The organism is Burkholderia sp. SIMBA_062 (assembly GCF_046534765.1).
GTDB classification, from domain to species: domain Bacteria; phylum Pseudomonadota; class Gammaproteobacteria; order Burkholderiales; family Burkholderiaceae; genus Burkholderia; species Burkholderia ambifaria.
In genome coordinates this window covers 70,767-85,309 of sequence record NZ_JAWRYD010000004.1, presented here as the reverse complement: position 1 = coordinate 85,309, position 14,543 = coordinate 70,767, and the positions used below count along the sequence as shown (strand labels likewise).

The 14,543-nt window shown below is 68.5% G+C and carries 11 protein-coding genes; all 11 read left to right on the top strand.

What is annotated here, in order from left to right; all coding sequences use genetic code 11:
• Window position 1: 1 nt before the first annotated feature.
• The 11 genes from SB786_RS05385 to SB786_RS05335 all read left to right on the top strand — a co-directional run bounded on the left by SB786_RS05385 (window position 2) and on the right by SB786_RS05335 (window position 14,529).
• Window positions 2–850, top strand: coding sequence for a TauD/TfdA dioxygenase family protein (locus SB786_RS05385; protein ID WP_410726572.1), 849 nt, complete (start codon window positions 2–4; stop codon window positions 848–850).
• Between the two features lie 116 nt (window positions 851–966).
• The gene (locus tag SB786_RS05380) at window positions 967–2,022 is read left to right on the top strand and encodes a 3-keto-5-aminohexanoate cleavage protein (RefSeq protein ID WP_410726570.1); all 1,056 of its coding nucleotides are present in this window, start codon (window positions 967–969) and stop codon (window positions 2,020–2,022) included.
• Between the two features lie 162 nt (window positions 2,023–2,184).
• Window positions 2,185–3,513 (top strand): MFS transporter, encoded by a 1,329-nt coding sequence (locus SB786_RS05375; protein WP_410726568.1) that lies wholly within the window; start codon window positions 2,185–2,187, stop codon window positions 3,511–3,513.
• Between the two features lie 32 nt (window positions 3,514–3,545).
• Window positions 3,546–4,121 carry an RBBP9/YdeN family alpha/beta hydrolase gene (locus SB786_RS05370; protein ID WP_410726566.1) on the top strand — a complete coding sequence of 192 codons (576 nt, stop codon included), beginning with the start codon at window positions 3,546–3,548 and terminating at the stop codon, window positions 4,119–4,121.
• Between the two features lie 286 nt (window positions 4,122–4,407).
• Window positions 4,408–5,574, top strand: coding sequence for an ABC transporter substrate-binding protein (locus SB786_RS05365; protein ID WP_410726565.1), 1,167 nt, complete (start codon window positions 4,408–4,410; stop codon window positions 5,572–5,574).
• A 49-nt stretch (window positions 5,575–5,623) separates the two neighbouring features.
• A complete protein-coding gene (locus SB786_RS05360) occupies window positions 5,624–6,703 on the top strand; it encodes an ABC transporter ATP-binding protein (RefSeq protein ID WP_410726564.1) in 1,080 nt (359 codons plus the stop codon).
• A 46-nt stretch (window positions 6,704–6,749) separates the two neighbouring features.
• Window positions 6,750–7,622: an ABC transporter permease gene (locus SB786_RS05355; RefSeq protein WP_034176443.1), complete on the top strand. Its 873-nt coding sequence runs from the start codon at window positions 6,750–6,752 to the stop codon at window positions 7,620–7,622.
• Window positions 7,622–8,545 (top strand): ABC transporter permease, encoded by a 924-nt coding sequence (locus SB786_RS05350; RefSeq protein ID WP_410726562.1) that lies wholly within the window; start codon window positions 7,622–7,624, stop codon window positions 8,543–8,545. The genes SB786_RS05355 and SB786_RS05350 overlap by 1 nt, the downstream gene beginning before the upstream one ends.
• 188 nt (window positions 8,546–8,733) lie before the next feature.
• Window positions 8,734–9,171, top strand: a complete 438-nt coding sequence (locus SB786_RS05345) for a hypothetical protein (protein ID WP_410726560.1) — start codon at window positions 8,734–8,736, stop codon at window positions 9,169–9,171.
• 334 nt (window positions 9,172–9,505) lie between these two features.
• On the top strand, window positions 9,506–10,741 hold the full coding sequence (locus SB786_RS05340) for an ABC transporter substrate-binding protein (protein ID WP_410726558.1): 1,236 nt from the start codon (window positions 9,506–9,508) through the stop codon (window positions 10,739–10,741).
• A gap of 59 nt (window positions 10,742–10,800) precedes the next feature.
• Window positions 10,801–14,529, top strand: coding sequence for a response regulator (locus tag SB786_RS05335; RefSeq protein ID WP_410726556.1), 3,729 nt, complete (start codon window positions 10,801–10,803; stop codon window positions 14,527–14,529).
• Window positions 14,530–14,543 lie beyond the last annotated feature (14 nt).

The window sequence follows — 14,543 nt, the reverse complement described above, 5'->3', positions numbered from 1 at the left end:
CATGCGAGTCGAACCCCTGACCTGTGCGATCGGCGCGGAACTGCTGGACGTGAGCCTCGCCGATGCCGTGCACGACGACGGCCTGTTCGCCGAGATCCGCGCGCAGTTGCTGCGCCATCGCGTGCTGTTCCTGCGCGACCAGGACATCACGCGTGCCGAGCACGTCGCGTTCGCGCGCCGCTTCGGCGAACTCGAGGATCACCCGGTCGCCGGCAGCGACCCGGAGCATCCGGGGCTCGTGCGGATCTACAAGTCGCCCGACCAGCCGAACGACCGCTACGAGAATGCGTGGCACAGCGATGCGAGCTGGCGCGTGGCGCCGCCGTTCGGCTGTGTGCTGCGCTGCATCGACGGTCCGCCGGTTGGCGGCGACACGATGTGGGCGAACATGGTGCTCGCGTACGAGAACCTGCCGGACCACGTGAAGCAGCAGATCGCGGACCTGCGCGCCCGCCACAGCATCGAGGCGAGCTTCGGCGCGGCGATGCCGATCGACAAGCGCCTCGCGTTGAAGGCGCAGTATCCGGACGCCGAACATCCGGTCGTGCGCACGCATCCCGAAACGGGCGAGAAGGTGCTGTACGTGAATGCGTTCACGACGCATTTCACGAACTTCCACACGCCCGCGCGCGTGCGCTTCGGGCAGGACGCGAACCCCGGCGCCGGCCAGCTGCTGCACTACCTGATCAGCCAGGCGGCGATCCCCGAATACCAGGTGCGCTGGCGCTGGAAGAAGAACAGCGTCGCGATCTGGGACAACCGCGCCACCCAGCATTACGCGGTGATGGACTACCCGCCGTGCGTGCGCCGGATGGAGCGGGCGGGCATCGTCGGCGACGTGCCGTTCTGAGCACGAGCGCACCGTAACCGGTCCGCAACCGATACAACGCGCCGGGCTCGCCACCCGGCACGGCGGGATACGCACGCCCGTACGCCCGAACACAACGATTTCCACTGGAGGACGACATGCAATTTTTCGACGATTCGCTGCACCCGGAAAACCAGGACAAGGTTGTCATCACGGTCGCGCCGTACGGCCCCGAATGGATGCCCGCCGATTTTCCGGAAGACATTCCGGTGACGATGGACGAGCACGTGCAGAAGGCCGTCGACTGCTACAACGCGGGCGCGACGGTGCTGCACATGCATGTGCGCGAACTCGACGGCAAGGGCAGCAAGCGGCTGTCGAAGTTCAACGAACTGCTCGGCCGGCTGCGCGAGGTGGTGCCCGACATGATCCTGCAGGTCGGCGGCTCGATCTCGTTCGCGCCGGAAGGCGACGGCGCGGACGCGAAATGGCTGTCCGACGACACGCGCCACATGCTCGCCGAACTGACGCCGAAGCCCGACCAGGTGACGGTCGCGATCAACACCGTGCAGATGAACATCACCGAGCTGATGAACCGCCAGGACATCGCCGGCACGTCGCTGAACGAAGCCGCACTGTGGGACGCGTACCGCGAGATGACGGTGCCGGCCGGCCCCGGCTGGGTCGACGAACACCTGCGCCGGCTGCAGGCGGCCGGCATCCAGCCGCATTTCCAGCTCACCGGCATGCATGCGCTCGAGACGCTCGAACGGATCATCCGCCGCGGCGTCTATCGCGGCCCGCTGAACGTCACGTGGGTCGGCATCGGCGGCGGCTTCGACGGCCCCAATCCGTACAACTTCATGGAATTCGTGCGGCGCTGCCCGGACGGCGCGTGCATCACGCTCGAATCGCTGATGAAGAACGTGCTGCCGATCAACACGGTCGCGATGGCGCTGGGGCTGCATCCGCGCTGCGGGATCGAGGACACGATCATCGACCAGAAGGGCAACCGGATGACGTCCGTGCAGCAGGTCGAGCAGTGCGTGCGGATCGCGCGCGAACTCGGCCGCGACATCGCGACCGGCAAGGAAGCGAAGGCGATCTACAAGATCGGCGTGCAGTACGACGGCGTCGACGAGACGCTCGCGCAGCTCGGGATGGCGCCGAACCGCCGGCCGGGCCAGGCGAGCGTGCCGCTGCGCGCGGCCTGACGCGCCGCGCATCCGGGTAGCGGCCTTGGTGGCCGCCGCCCGCCGATCGTTGTGGCGTGGCACCCACCCCTGCGCACGGCGCGGGGGCTGACTCCGGTCAACGGAGCGGGGCCACGCAAGCCGCGCCGGAGCACGACCGCTCCGGTGCCGGAGGAGACACGCATGCTGATTCATCACGTCGAGCCGTCGCTGCAGGAGGCGGCCGCCACCGGCCGGCGCGCGCCGGCCTATGCCTGGCTCGTGTTCGGGCTGACCGTCGGCCTGCTGCTGTCGGACTACATGTCGCGTCAGGTGCTCAACGCCGTGTTTCCGCTGCTCAAGCATGCGTGGGGGCTGTCGGACACGCAGCTCGGCTCGCTGTCCGGCGTCGTCGCGCTGCTGGTCGGGCTGCTGACGTTTCCGTTGTCGGTGCTCGCCGACCGCTTCGGACGCGTGCGCAGCATCGTGCTGATGGCCGCGCTGTGGAGCGTCGCGACGCTCGGCTGCGCGCTGTCCACCAACTACGCCGAAATGCTCGTCGCGCGCGGCCTCGTCGGGCTCGGTGAAGCCGCGTACGGCAGCGTCGGCGTTGCACTGATCCTCAGCATCTTTCCGGCCCGCCTGCGCGCGACGCTGACCGGCGCGTTCATGGCCGGCGGCGCATTCGGCTCGGTGTTCGGGATGGCGCTCGGCGGGCTGGTCGGCGCGCATCTCGGCTGGCGCTGGTCGTTCGGCGTGATGGCCGCGCTCGGCATCGTGCTGCTCATTGCGTATCGCTGCGTGGTGACCGAACGGCGGCTCGCAGCGTGCCGCGTCGAACCGTGCCGGCCCCATCCCGATGCGCCGCGCGACCTGCGCGGCAGCGTGCGCGTGCTGATGTCGGGGCTGTTCGCGTCGCGTTCGGTGATCTGCGCGTATGTCGGCAGCGGGCTGCACCTGTTCGTGCCCGGCGCGCTGTTCGCGTGGCTGCCGAGCTACCTGAACCGCTATTACGCGATGGCGCCCGACCGCGCCGCCGTGCTCGCGGCCGGCTTCGTGCTGCTGTCGGGCGTCGGGATGGTCGGCTGCGGGATCGTCACCGATCGCGTCGGGCGTGCCGACGGCGCGCACAAATGGCTGACCGCGATCGCGTATTGCGTGCTGACGGGCGTGTGCCTCGCGATCGCGTTCCGGCTGCCGCCCGGTCTGCTGCAGCTCGCGCTGATCTGCGTGGGCATGCTGGTCGGCGCGGGGGCGTCCGGCGCGTCGGGCGCGATGGTCGCGAACCTGACGCCGTCCGCGATCCATGCGTCGGCGTTCGCGACGCTCACGCTTGCCAACAACCTGCTCGGCATGGCGCCGGGCCCGCTGCTGACGGGGTGGGTCGCCGATCGCGCCGGTCTCGTCGGCGCACTGCAATGGATTCCCGCCGTGCCGTTCGCGGCCGCCGTGCTGTTCACGATCGGACGCGCGAGCTACTCGGCCGATATCGCGCGCGTCGAACGCGAACGGCGCGCATCGCGTCTTTCCTGAACCTTCCTGAACCGAACCCTCCTGGAGGCTGCATGACCCTGGCGACCGCGCCCACCATCCTGATCGTGCCCGGCTTGCGCGATCACGTCGAAGACCACTGGCAGACGCATCTGCAACGACGCCTGCCGAACGCGCGCGCCGTCGCGCCGCTCGAAGCCGACAAGCTGAGCCGCGCCGCGCGCGTCGCGGCGCTCGAGGCGGCGCTGGCCGCGATCGACGGCCCCGTGATTCTCGTCGCGCACAGCGCGGGCGTGATGATCGTCGCGCATTGGGCGCTGCAGGCCACGCGTGCGATCGACGGCGCGCTGCTCGCCGCGCCGGCCGATCTCGATACGCCGATGCCCGCAGGCTATCCGACACCCGACGCGCTCGACGCGCACGGCTGGACCCCTGTGCCGACCCGGCCGCTGCCGTTTTCAAGCATCGTGGCCGCGAGCCGCAACGATCCGCTTGCGCGCTTCGAACGCGCCGAGGCGCTCGCGGCGGAGTGGGGCAGCAAGCTCGTCGATCTCGGCGAGGTCGGGCACCTGAACCCGGCGTCGGGGTATGGCGAGTGGCATGATGCGGAGCGGCTGATCGGGGAGGTGATCGCGCTCCGTGTGGCCTGAGCGCCTACAACGCGTCGAAACACGGCGCGCAGGATTTTCATTCCTGAGCGTCCGCGTGAACCGATTCCATTTCACCGTCTATCGATATACGACGTCCTAACACGCCGCTTGGCCGTTGCACCGTCGCGCCGCGAAATCGCTCAATCAGCCAATCATTGGCGAACGGAAGCTTTCTGTCAGGGAAAATCCCGCCCCGCGCCGCTCGGTTTTTTGTTGACCGACATCGTATAACGCCGTCATGATTCCCCGAAAGAAAGGTCCCATCCACCGACCGAAGCGAGGAGACATGAACACCACCACGATCGCGCGCCGTGTCCGCCGGATCACCCTGGCGCTGGGCTTGACGCTGTCGGCCGCGGCCGCCGTCGCGGCCCCCGTATCGCTGAACGTCGTCGACGTCGCGGGCAACCTGCAGCTCACGCGCGCTGCCATCGAGGCGTTCAGGGAGAAGAACCCGAATCTCGTATCGAACGTCACGTTCACGAACGCGCCCGCGCCGCAGCTGCCGGGCAAGATCAAGGCGATGCAGGCGGCGGGGCGCTCCGACATCGACCTCGTGCTGACGGGCACCGACGCGCTCGCCGCCGGCATCGAGCAGAACCTGTGGATGAAGCTGCTGCCCGACAACGCGGGCGCCTTCCCCGGCGTGCTCGACAAGTACGCGCCCGGCCCGCGCAAGATGCAGGATGTCGCGCAGGGCTTCGGCCTCGAAGTCACGTACATGCCGGCCGGCCCGCTGCTCGAATACAACCCGGCGAAGGTCAGCGATCCGCCGAAGACGCCCGCCCAACTGCTCGCATGGTGCAAGGCGCATCCGAACAAGCTGATCTACGCGCGCCCGGCGAACTCGGGCCCCGGCCGCACGTTCCTGATGGGGCTGCCGTACGTGCTGGGCGACAAGAATCCGCAGGATCCAATCAACGGCTGGGACAAGACCTGGGCGTTCCTGAAGCAGCTCAACGACTGCGTCCCGTATTACCCGGGCGGCACGTCGGCCGTGATGAAGGAGCTCGGCGAGGGCACGCGCGACATGACCGTGACCGTCACCGGCTGGGACCTCAACCCGCGCGCGCTCGGCATCGTGCCGGCCGACTTCCGGATCCAGGCATTCGACGACATGACGTGGGTCAACGACGCGCACTACATGGTGATCCCGAAGGGCGTGCCGAAGGAGAAGCTCGACGTGCTGTTCAAGCTGATGAACTTCCTGCTCGAACCGGCCCAGCAGGCGATGACCTACGACGACGGCTACTTCTATCCGGGCCCGGCGGTGAAGGGCGTGACGCTCGAGATGGCGCCCGCGCACAGCCAGGAGGTGATCAGGAAGTTCGGCCGTCCCGAGTACGCGAAGCTGCTCGCGGAACGTCCGCATGTGCAGCCGCTCAGTGCGCAGGCGATGGTCGCCGCGTTCCAGAAGTGGGACCGCGAGATCGGTTCGCAGAAGTCGAAATGACGCATGAACCCGCGGGCGCTGCCGCGCCCGCGCCGACGGAGTTCGCGTAATGAAGCACAGTTTCGAACGGTTGCGGCTCGACGGCGTGTGCCGCAGCTTCACCAATGCGGAAGGGGCTCAGGTCGCCGCACTGGACGGGCTCGATCTCGACATCCGGCGCGGCGAGTTCGTCGCGCTGCTCGGCCCGTCGGGCTGCGGCAAGTCGACCGCGCTGAACTGCATCGCCGGCCTGCAGCCGCTCACGCGCGGCGGCATCTGGCTCGACGACACGCGCATCGACGTGCTGCCGCCCGAGCGCCGCGGCTTCGGGATGGTGTTCCAGAACTACGCGCTGTTTCCGCATATGTCGGTGCTCGACAACGTCGGCTTCGGGCTGAAGATGCGCGGCGTGCCGAAGCAGGAAACGCGGCGGCGCGCGCAGCAGGCGCTCGAGCTCGTGCAGCTCGTCGGCCACGAGGGCAAGCTGCCCGGGCAGCTGTCGGGCGGCCAGCAGCAGCGCGTCGCGATCGCGCGCGCGATCGTCATCGAGCCGCCGCTGGTGCTGATGGACGAGCCGCTGTCGAACCTCGACACGAAGCTGCGCATCGAGATGCGCGCCGAGATCCGCCGCATCCACACGCAGCTCGAACGCGCGACGATCTACGTGACGCACGACCAGGACGAGGCGCTGTCGATGGCCGACCGGATCGTCGTGATGAAGGAGGGCGTCGTGCAGCAGGTCGCGTCGCCGAAGGACGTGTACACGCGCCCGCACAACCTGCACGTCGCGCGCTTCATGGGCTATCGCAACGTGCTGCCATTCACGCTCGAAGGGATGGCCGGCGACTACGTGAACGTCGCCGCCGCCGGCGTGCGCATCACCGGCGTGCCGATGGCCGGCTTCGACGGCAAGGACGTCGTGGTCGCGCTGCGTCCCGACGACATCGAGCGCGCGCAAGCCGGCGCCGACAACGCGTTCGACGCGACCGTCGAAACGGTCGAGTACGGCGGCCGCGATTCGCTGATCCGTGCGATCACGCCGTTCGGCCCGATCTGGGCACGGGTCGCCGGCGAATTCGAGGAAGGCGAGCGGCTGCGGCTGCGCGTGGCGCCGGCGCGCACGCTCGTCTATGCGGGAGACGCACAATGAATGGCCCGCGCGCCCCATGCGCGGCAGCGCGCCGGCGGGCGGCCGCATGAGCACGCTCGCGACCGGCGCCACACCGCGCGACGCGAAGGCGTGGCTCGTCACGCCCGCGCTCGCATTCATCGTCGCGCTGTTCATCTATCCGTTCGCCTACGGCCTCGTGTTGTCGTTCCAGCCGATGAACGGCGGCGGCGCGCTCGCGAACTACGTGCAGTTCTTCACCGACACCGCGATGTGGCCGACCGTGCTCGTCACGCTGAAGCTCGCGGTGCCGGCGACGCTGCTCAACGTCGGCATCTCGGTGCCGGTCGCGTTCGCGCTGCGCCGCAACTCGCCGTACCAGAAGTTCGTCACGACGCTGCTCGTGATTCCGGTCACGCTCGGCACGGTGCTCGTGGCCGACGGGATGCTCACGTACTTCGGCCCGAACGGCTGGTTCCCGCAGGCGCTGCAAGGGCTGCATCTGTACACGGACGAAGTGCGCCTCACGCACAACTACTGGGGCGTGCTGCTGTCGCTGATCGTGTCGGGCTTTCCGTTCGCGTTCCTGCTGATGCTGTCGTACATCAGCGGCATCGACCCGACGCTCGCGCGCGCCGCGGCCACGCTCGGCGCGAACCCGTGGCAGCAGTTTCGGCGGATCTACCTGCCGCTGCTCGTGCCGGGGCTCACGATGGCCGCGTGCCTGTCGTTCGTGCAGGCGTTTTCCGTGTTCCCGTCGGCCGTGCTGCTCGGTGCGCCGGCCGGGCCGACGCGCGTGATCTCGATCGCGGCGGCCGAAGCCGCGTTCGAGAGCTATGACTATTCGCTCGCGTCGGCGATCGCGATCGTGATGGGCTTCGTGCAGTTGCTGGTGGTCGCATCGATGCTCGGCGCGCGCCGCTTCTTCTATACGGGGCCGGTGACAGGGGGCAAGGGCTGATGGCGACCGACAATCATGCCGCACCGGCCTGGCCGCCGAAGCAGGACGCGCCCGATGCCCGCCCCGTCAACGCGAGGACACCGCAAAAGATGAGAAGCAACCTCGCCGGCCGGGCATGGAAAGCCCTCGTGTGGGGGCTGATGGCGTTCTTCCTGCTGAACGTGATGCTGCTGATCGCGACCGTCGCGGTGAACTCGGTCGCGACGCGCTGGTTCGGCACGCCGCTACCGCAGGGCTTCACGCTGCACTGGTACGCGAAGGCGTGGGAAGACTTCCAGCTCGCGAGCGTGCTGTGGGTGACGGTCGAAGTGGTCGGCGCGGTCGTGCTGCTGTCGGTCGCGCTCGGCGTGCCGGCCGCCTATGCGCTCGCGCGCGTGCGGTTCCGCGGCAAGCGCTTCGCGCTGCTGGTGTTCCTGCTGCCGCTGATGGTGCCGCCCGTGACCTACGGGATCCCGATGGCGACCGTCATGTACAAGGTCGGGCTCGCCGGCACGCTGTCGGGTGTGATCCTCGCGAACCTCGTGCCGGCACTGCCGTTCGTGATCCTCGTGATGACGCCGTTCATCGAGCAGATCGACCCGAATCTCGAGGCCGCCGCGCGCATCTTCGGCGCGAACACGTGGCGCTATTTCCGCTACGTGCTGCTGCCGCTGCTGGTGCCCGGCATGCTCGCGGCCGCGCTGCTCGTGCTGGTGCGCACGATCGGGATGTTCGAGCTGACCTTCTTCACCGCCGGCCCGAGCACGCAGACGCTCGTCGTCGCGCTGTATTACGCGGTGTTCTCGACCGGCGTGCGCGCGCCGCAGTCGATCGACGCGATGGCGATGATCTACATGGCCATCACGTTGATATGGGTCGTGATCGCGCTGCAGTTCGTGAGCCCGACGCAGCTCGTCAGCCGCGTGAAGCAGGAGCGGCAGTAAGCGCGGAGGAAAGCGGCGGGGGAGTGACGTGCGGCCGTCCGTGCTTGCGCCTGCCGGCGCGCAATTCGTTACAAATGGATACCGCGAACGACGCCCCGACGTTGCAGACTACGCAGCGTACCGGCCCGGCGATGCATTCAACGGCATCGCCGCATGCCGCCCGACGCTCACCCGATTCACGGAGTTCCATGAAGTTTCCCACGCTGCTGACGCTCGGCTGTGCGGCCACGCTGCTTGCCGCCTGCAACCTGATCCACGATGGTCCCGGATCGAGCGACGTCGACGCCGCCGTGCGCCGCGCGCTCGAAGCGGAAAACCACGGCGGCCTGAACGCGCTGTTCGGCCGGCCGCTGCCCGTGTCGGCCGACGTGATTTCCGCGAAGCCGGAAGGCGACTGCAGGAAGGCTGGCGAACGCACCTACACGTGCGATGTCGTGCTCACGTGGCGCAACACCGATTACGCGCCGTCGCAAGCGAACCTGACCTTCGTGCAGGCCGCCGATGGGTCGTGGCAGACGTCGGGCGTCGACGCGGCCATCGCGACCGGCGCCGCCAAATCGCTGATCGACAAGATCGGCAACGCATGGCCCGGCAATGCGGCCAGCGGCGCATCGGCGCCGCGGTAAGTCGTCCGTCGCGCTGCTTCGCGCCTTCACGCGCCTTCTCCCGAATTTTCCGATTCCGCAACACGACGGCCGCCGGCCCGCGCGAACCGTTTCCGGAAACGACGCGGCGCATTGACCACTGTATCGAAATTCCGCAAAGCACAATGCGGCGCCGCCGCGGCCAGCTCGCGCCGGGTTGCTGCGGTGCACCGTCCGCCACGAACGGCGTCGTTCGCGCCTGTGCCTTGCAGTCCTAAGGGATGCAACCTATATATATGACTAATTGACGCGTACCACGGCAGCGGCGCGGCGCACCATCGAATCGACAAAACCGATGCCGGAAGGGGAACCCAGCATGGACGAGAGCGTGTCTGTCGCACCGATGTGTTGGGGTACCCGGTGTTCGAACGTGTTGCACGGGCTCGCCGGTCGCGGCTGCCGGCGCACGCTTGCGCTCGTCGCGTGCTGCGCCGCGATGGCCTGGTCCGGCGCGTGCGTCGGGGCGGAGCCCGGCGTGAGCAACGACACGATCCGCCTGGGCATGGTCAACGCGCAGTCGGGCAATTCCGCCGGGCTCGGCCGCGGGCTGCTGATGGGTGCGCAGGCCGTATTCGACGATGCGAACGCGCGCGGCGGCGTGCACGGCAGGAAGATCGAGCTCGTGGTCGCCGACGATCGCTACGAGCCCGAGCGGACGGTTGACGACACGCTGGAGATGATCGAGCGGCGCAACGTCCTCGCGCTGTTCGGCTATGTGGGCACGCCGACGACCACCGCGGTGCTGCCGATCGTCAGGGACGCCGGCATTCCGCTGGTCGGCACGTTCAGCGGCGCGATGGCGCTGCGCAGGCCGGTCACGCCGGAGGTATTCAACATCCGCGCGAGCTACGAAGACGAAACGCGCGCCCTGGTCGAGCATCTGCTCGCGCACGACCACGCAAAGCGTTTCGCGGTGTTCTACCAGGACGACGGCTTCGGGCTCGCGGTGCTGGCGGGCACGCGGCTCGCGCTGCAGCGCCATGGCCTCGACGTCGTCGCGACGGGAACGTTCCGTCGCGGCACCACGGCCGTCGACACCGGCCTTGCGGCCGTGCTCGAAGGGCGCCCGGACGTCGTGATCATGGTCGGCCCGTATACGCCGGTGGCCGCGTTCATTCGCGCGGCGCACCGCGAAGGGCTGAACGCGCGGCTCGCGTCGGTGTCGTTCGTCGGCACCGACGACTTGCTGCGCCTGCTCGGCGAAGAAGGAAACGGCACGCTGATCTCGCAGGTCGTGCCGCTTCCGCGCAATGAACGCCCCGTCATCCGCGACTGCGTCCGGCTGATCGAGCAGCGCTTTCCGGGCGAACCGGTCGGTGTGGTGCACATCGAAGGCTGCCTCGACGCGAAGGTCGCGCTGATCGGGCTGGAACGCGCGGGCCCGACGCCAACCCGCGCAACGCTGAAACAGGCGCTCGAATCGATCCGGCATGTCGACCTGGGCGGCCTGGTGGCCAACCTGAATCCCGACGATCATCAGGCGCTCAACGACGTGTTCCTCACCGAAATCGCACACGGCCGCGTCACGCCGCTCGACGCACCGGCCAGATAACCGGCCGGACGGCCGCGCGCTGGCCGCCCCGATGGGCCATCCCGATCCTGGAGGGCTGCATGGACATCAAGGCGAAGCTCGTCACCAGCACCAGCCTGATGCTGCTCGGCGCGGTGGCGATTGCCACGACCAGCCTGATCGCCGTGCACGGTATCGCATCCGGCGTGCGCACGCTGACGACGGAATCGCTGCCGCTGCAGATGCACAGCAACGAGCTGCAACGCGCGTACGCGGAACTCGCGGTGGATTTCGGCCGGCTCGAGCGGGCGCAGGACGCGTCGGAGCGCGAGCAGTCGTCGTCCGAGATCGACACGCAATTGCAGCGCATCGCGCGCATCACGGCGGCCGTGCGCGCGATCGACGGGCACGGCGGCATCGACGAGCCGTCCGCCGATCTGCGCACCATGCTCGGATCGATGAACGAAGGCGTCGACAAGCGCCTGCGGGGCGACGCGCAACTCGTCGCCGAACGCCAGCTGATCGAACGCGTGCAGGCACGGGGCACCACGCTGCTGAGCGAGATCGGCAAGGAAACCGAACGGCTGGGCGCCGACGCCGATGCGCGGGTGAACGACGCGCTCGCGGCCAATACCGCGTACAACCGCACGATTCACTCGCTCGACCAGGCCCGTACGAACGTCAAGGACGTCATCACCGTGGCCGGCCGCGTCGACGTCGCGCCGAACCGATATCGGCTCGCGCCGCTGCGCGAGCGCATGCAGGCGTCCATCGACGGCGCGCGCAACGCGCTCGCGATCGCGGCGCCGAACCTCGATGCCGCGACCGCGCAGGGCGTCACGAGCGCGCTCGGGCGCGTGGCGGCCGACATCCTCGACGGCAACGACGGGCTCGTCGCGCTGCGCGCCCGCCTGTTCGCGCAACCATCCGTCACGACGCACTACCGCGCGAAAGAGGACGAGGTCCTGCGATCGCTCGACGCGCTGGATGTGAAGCTCGCGGAGATCGCCGATCCGTTCGCGTTGCGGATCGTCGATGCGCGCCAGCGCCTCGACGAAGCGATCGCGTTCCGGGGGCGAGCCGCGCGGATTGCATCCCTGTCGGCCGCCGTGAACGGCGGCATCAACGCACTGGCGTTCGACCTGCACATGATCGCGCAAAGCGAGACGGCCGAGCGTCTGAAGCACGCCGACGCCGAACTGCACAAGCTTGCCGGCGCGCTCGCCGGGTCCGCGAGCGCACTGCGCGACGCCCTCGTCACGGACGGGCAGGGCAACGCGAACCGCGCGCAGGCCGTGGTTGCGCTCACCACGGAACTCGCGGGCGCCGCGCGCCGCATCCTCGCGGTGAAGTCGGACATGCTGTCCAACGACGTGGCGATGCAGCGCATCGTCGCGGACGTCGACACCACCGCCAATCGCCTCGCGGCCTATACGGAACAGGAGGCCGTGCGCGTCGATCTGCAACAGCGCGGCATCGTGTCGGACGTGTACCGCGCCGTGACGAGCGCGTTCCTGATGATCGTGGCGGTATCGTTCCTGCTCGCGATCGGCGGGTTCGTGATCAGTCATCGGCTCGGCACGTCGATCGCGCGCCCGCTGTCGAGCCTGACGCGCACGATGGCGCGCATCCGCAGCGGCAGCGACCTGTCGCTGCGCATGTCCCACAAAGGCAACGACGAAATCGCGGCGCTGATCGCCGGCTTCAACGTGATGCTCGACGAAATCGAGCGGCGCGACGTCGATCTGCAGGCCGCGATCGCGACGGCCGAAGCCGCGAATTCGGCGAAATCGGAGTTTCTCGCGAGGATGAGCCACGAGATCCGCACGCCGATGAATGGCGTGCTCGGCATGACCGAGCTGTTGCAGCGCACACGGCTGACGTCGAAGCAACGCAAGTTTGTCGACACCGTGTATCGATCCGGCCAGACGCTGCTCGTCATCATCGACGACATTCTCGATTTTTCGAAGATCGAGGCGGGCAAGCTGACGCTGGAGCGCATCGATTTCAACCTGCATCAGTTGCTCGACGACGTCGTCGCGCTGCTGGAGCCCAATGCACGGCGCAAGGCGCTCGAGCTCATGTACCAGCGCGCCGATTCCGTTCCGCAGCGGATGCGCGGCGACCCGGTCCGCCTGCGCCAGATCCTGACGAACCTGCTCGGCAATGCGATCAAGTTCACCGAGCACGGGCACGTCGGGCTGAGCGCGTCGTATTCCGACGACGGCCGCATCGTGTTCACGATCGCCGACAGCGGCATCGGCATCCCGCCCGATGTCTCCGCGCAGTTGTTCCGGCCGTTCCAGCAGGCCGACAGTTCGACCGCGCGCAAATACGGCGGAACCGGCCTCGGGCTCGTGATTTCCCGCCAGCTGGCCGAGATGATGGGCGGCACGCTCACGCTCGACTCGACGCCCGGAAAGGGCTCGGTATTCACCGTGACGACGCCGTTCGAGCCGGCGTCCGGCGAGGTCGGCGTCGCGGCGCACGCCAGGCCGTCGCTCGCCGGCCTGAGGGTGCTGATCGTGGACGACAGCGAGACCGATCGCAGCGTGCTGCTCGAACATGCGATCGAATGGCACCTGTGCGTCGCCACGGCGATCGGCGGTGACGATGCGCTATCGCAGTTGCGGGCCGCCGTCGCCGACGGTGCGCCGTTCGACCTCGCGATCATCGACGTGCGGATGCCGGGCATGGACGGCATCTCGCTCGTGCAGCACATCCGCCGCGATCCGTCGCTGCGTGCGCTCAGGATCATCACGCTGACCGCGTTCGAGATGATGGACAGCATCCAGGTCGCGCACGAACTCGACATCGCCGCCCGCCTGACGAAGCCGCTCCATGGCAACGATCTCTATACGGCGATCGCGGCGGCGGTGCACGTGATGCCACCCCGGCTGGCGTCGGCAGCGCCGGTGTCGGATGAAGCCGGGCCAGGCCCGGGCATGCCACTCGACGAGATCGCCGCGCGCGTGCTGCTGGTGGAGGACAACGCGGTGAATCAGCAGATCGCGCTCGCGATGCTCGAAGACACCGACTATCGGGTAGCCGTGGCCGACGACGGCGAGCAAGCATTGAAGATGCTGGAGCAAGACGCGTTCGACGTGGTGCTGATGGACTGTCAGATGCCGCTGCTGGACGGCTTCGAGGCGACGCGGCGGCTGCGGCGGCGCGAAGCCGAAGCCGGCGCGCCGCCCCTGCCGGTCATCGCATTGACGGCCAATGCGCTCAGCGGCGACCGCGAGCGCTGCCTGGCCGCGGGCATGGACGATTATCTCGGCAAGCCGTTCCGCCGCGATGCGCTGCTGCAAATGCTCGCGCGCCATGTTCGTGGAGGCGCGCACGTGCCGGCCGCGGCGAACGAGAACGCGGAAACGGTGGCCCGGACCGGCATCGAAACGGACATCGAAGCGAGCATCGACGCGAGTCCCGCAACGAGCGCGGCAGCGGCCGCGGACCCGGACCCGGACGAAGACGCGAACGTGATCGACCGCAAGGCGCTCGATGCATTGCGCGCGCTCCAGCGGCCCGGCCGCCCGGACGTGCTGACCCGGATCATCGATCAATTCACGATGGACGCGCCGCGGCTGATCCGCGACATGCACGCGGCGGTCGAAGCGGGCGATGCCGACGCGCTGAAGCTTGCCGCCCATACGTTGAAATCGAGCAGCGCGAACGTCGGCGCGCATTTGCTGTCGGCCCGCTGCCGCGAGATCGAGCGGCTGGCGCGCGCCGCCGACGTGAGTTCGGCCGTCGAGCTCGTCGCCGGCACGGATGCGGAATTCGAGCACGCGCACGCCGCGCTGATCGCGGAGCGCGTCGAAAGTTGACTGGCCGCCCGCCG

Coding starts and splice junctions, on each gene's coding strand:
- SB786_RS05350 (WP_410726562.1), top strand. CDS start 7,622: ATGGCGACCGACAATCATGCCGCACCGGCCTGGCCGCCGAAGCAGGAC.
- SB786_RS05345 (WP_410726560.1), top strand. CDS start 8,734: ATGAAGTTTCCCACGCTGCTGACGCTCGGCTGTGCGGCCACGCTGCTT.
- SB786_RS05375 (WP_410726568.1), top strand. CDS start 2,185: ATGCTGATTCATCACGTCGAGCCGTCGCTGCAGGAGGCGGCCGCCACC.
- SB786_RS05335 (WP_410726556.1), top strand. CDS start 10,801: ATGGACATCAAGGCGAAGCTCGTCACCAGCACCAGCCTGATGCTGCTC.
- SB786_RS05365 (WP_410726565.1), top strand. CDS start 4,408: ATGAACACCACCACGATCGCGCGCCGTGTCCGCCGGATCACCCTGGCG.
- SB786_RS05385 (WP_410726572.1), top strand. CDS start 2: ATGCGAGTCGAACCCCTGACCTGTGCGATCGGCGCGGAACTGCTGGAC.
- SB786_RS05340 (WP_410726558.1), top strand. CDS start 9,506: ATGGACGAGAGCGTGTCTGTCGCACCGATGTGTTGGGGTACCCGGTGT.
- SB786_RS05360 (WP_410726564.1), top strand. CDS start 5,624: ATGAAGCACAGTTTCGAACGGTTGCGGCTCGACGGCGTGTGCCGCAGC.
- SB786_RS05370 (WP_410726566.1), top strand. CDS start 3,546: ATGACCCTGGCGACCGCGCCCACCATCCTGATCGTGCCCGGCTTGCGC.
- SB786_RS05355 (WP_034176443.1), top strand. CDS start 6,750: ATGAGCACGCTCGCGACCGGCGCCACACCGCGCGACGCGAAGGCGTGG.
- SB786_RS05380 (WP_410726570.1), top strand. CDS start 967: ATGCAATTTTTCGACGATTCGCTGCACCCGGAAAACCAGGACAAGGTT.